Annotated in this window: 2 protein-coding genes; one reads left to right on the forward strand and one right to left on the reverse strand. The window is 72.7% G+C overall.

The window, feature by feature from the left end; all coding sequences use genetic code 11:
* Positions 1–182: 182 nt before the first annotated feature.
* Positions 183–1,508 (forward strand): UDP-glucose/GDP-mannose dehydrogenase family protein, encoded by a 1,326-nt coding sequence (locus A5705_RS10890; RefSeq protein WP_067875497.1) that lies wholly within the window; start codon positions 183–185, stop codon positions 1,506–1,508.
* Between the two features lie 12 nt (positions 1,509–1,520).
* On the opposite strand, the gene A5705_RS28100 is transcribed toward A5705_RS10890, so the two are convergent.
* A partial coding sequence (locus A5705_RS28100) for a PE-PGRS family protein (protein ID WP_197521258.1) occupies positions 1,521–2,167 on the reverse strand: 647 nt, incomplete at its 5' end.

The following is a 2,167-nucleotide window of genomic DNA, read 5'->3' on the forward strand; positions in this document are numbered from 1 at the left end:
GGTTCGGGGGCCACCACTAGATCGACGGTGGCGACCCGCTTCGCCCGGCTACGCCGGCGATCGCCAGCTACGCCGCCCTCGCGACCGCCACTAGGCCTTTCGCGGCCAGCTGTCATCTGCCGTTTGCCTCCCGATCAGCGGCGCGATGCAGTTAGCTCATGGCGGCCACCTACACCGGTGGTATGCGATGCACCGTCTTTGGCACCGGATACCTGGGTGCCACGCATGCGGCAGGAATGGCGGAACTGGGACACGAGGTCGTCGGCGTCGATATCGATGCGGGCAAGATCGCCAAGCTGGCCGGCGGTGACATCCCCTTCTACGAGCCCGGTCTGCGAAAGTTGTTGACCGACAATCTGGCCGCCGGACGGCTGCAGTTCACCACCGACTACGACCTGGCGGCCGATTTCGCCGACGTCCACTTCCTGGGCGTGGGCACGCCGCAAAAGAAGGGCGAATACGGCGCCGACCTGTGCCACGTGCACGCGGTCATCGACGCCCTGGTGCCCCGGCTGGGCAGGCCGTCGGTGCTGATCGGCAAGTCGACGGTCCCGGTGGGCACCGCGGCCGAGCTGAACCACCGCGCCGCCGCGCTGGCGCCGCGCGGGGTCGACGTCGAAGTCGCGTGGAATCCGGAATTCCTGCGCGAAGGATACGCCGTACACGACACCCTGCATCCGGACCGGATCGTGCTTGGGATACAACCGGATTCGACGCGCGCCGAGACGGCGGTCCGAGAGCTGTACGGTCCGCTGCTCGACGCGGGGGTGCCCTTCCTGGTGACGGATCTGCAGACCGCCGAGCTGGTCAAGGTATCCGCCAACGCCTTTCTGGCAACCAAGATCTCGTTCATCAACGCCATTTCCGAGGTTTGCGAGGCCGCGGGCGCCGACGTCAGCCTGCTGGCCGACGCGCTCGGCTACGACCCCCGCATCGGACGCCAATTCCTCAACGCCGGACTGGGTTTCGGCGGTGGCTGCCTGCCCAAGGACATCCGCGCGTTCATGGCCCGCGCCGGCGAGCTGGGGGCAGACCAGGCGCTGACCTTCCTGCGTGAGGTGGACAGCATCAACATGCGCCGGCGCACCCGGATGGTCGAACTGGCCACCACGGCGTGCGGCGGTTCGCTGCTGGGCGCCAACATCGCCGTGCTGGGTGCGGCGTTCAAGCCCGAATCCGACGACGTGCGTGACTCGCCTGCGCTCAACGTCGCCGGGCAGCTGCAACTCAACGGCGCGGCGGTCAACGTGTATGACCCCAAGGCGCTGGACAACGCGCAACGGCTGTTCCCGACGCTGAACTACGCGGTCTCGGTCGAAGAGGCCTGCGAGCGCGCGGATGCGGTGCTGGTGCTCACCGAGTGGCGGCAATTCGTCGACCTCGACCCCGCCGACCTGGCCGGCCGGGTGCGGGCCCGCGTCGTCGTGGACGGGCGCAACTGCCTCGACGTCGCCCGCTGGGAGCGGGCCGGGTGGCGGGTGTTCCGGCTCGGGGCGCCGCGGCCCTAGCGGCGGCGTGCCCTACGCCAACCCGGCATTACCCGGCGAGCCGACCAGCCCGCCCGTGCCGCCGGCGCCGACGTTGCCCTCGGGCGTGCCGATGCCGGCGTTGCCGCCGTCCCCGCCGTTGCCGAAGACCTCCGCGCTGCCGCCGTTACCGCCGTCCCCGCCGCGGCCCGTCACGCCCTGCCCGCCGGACCCGCCGTCCCCGCCGTAACCGACAAGCGCGGCGTTGCCGCCGCTCCCCCCGGTCCCGCCGGTGGTGTGGCCGGTGCCGCCGGCCCCGCCGGCGCCGCCGCTGCCGGACACCCCGGCAGCGTTGCCGCCGTCTCCGCCGTCCCCGCCTGCGCCTCCGCCGCCGAAGCCTCCGTCACCCCCGCGCCCGGCGGTGCCCTGTACGGGGCCGGAGTTGCCGCCGTGGCCGCCGGCCCCTCCGCCGCCGTTGACGCCGTCGCCGCCGTCGCCGCCCGCGCCGCCATTTCCGGAGATGCCCCGCGTGTTACCGCCGGCGCCCCCGGAGCCGCCGTTGACGGAGCCGGCGCCGCCATCACCTCCGGCTCCGGCGGAGCCCTCGAACATCCCCCCGGCGCCCCCGGCACCACCCGAGCCGCCGTCGCCCGTCGAGCCGGTGCCGCCGTGGCCCCCCGCGCCGCCGTTCCCCCAGACCT

The organism is Mycobacterium sp. E787, assembly GCF_001668725.1.
Classification (GTDB): Bacteria; Actinomycetota; Actinomycetes; order Mycobacteriales; family Mycobacteriaceae; genus Mycobacterium.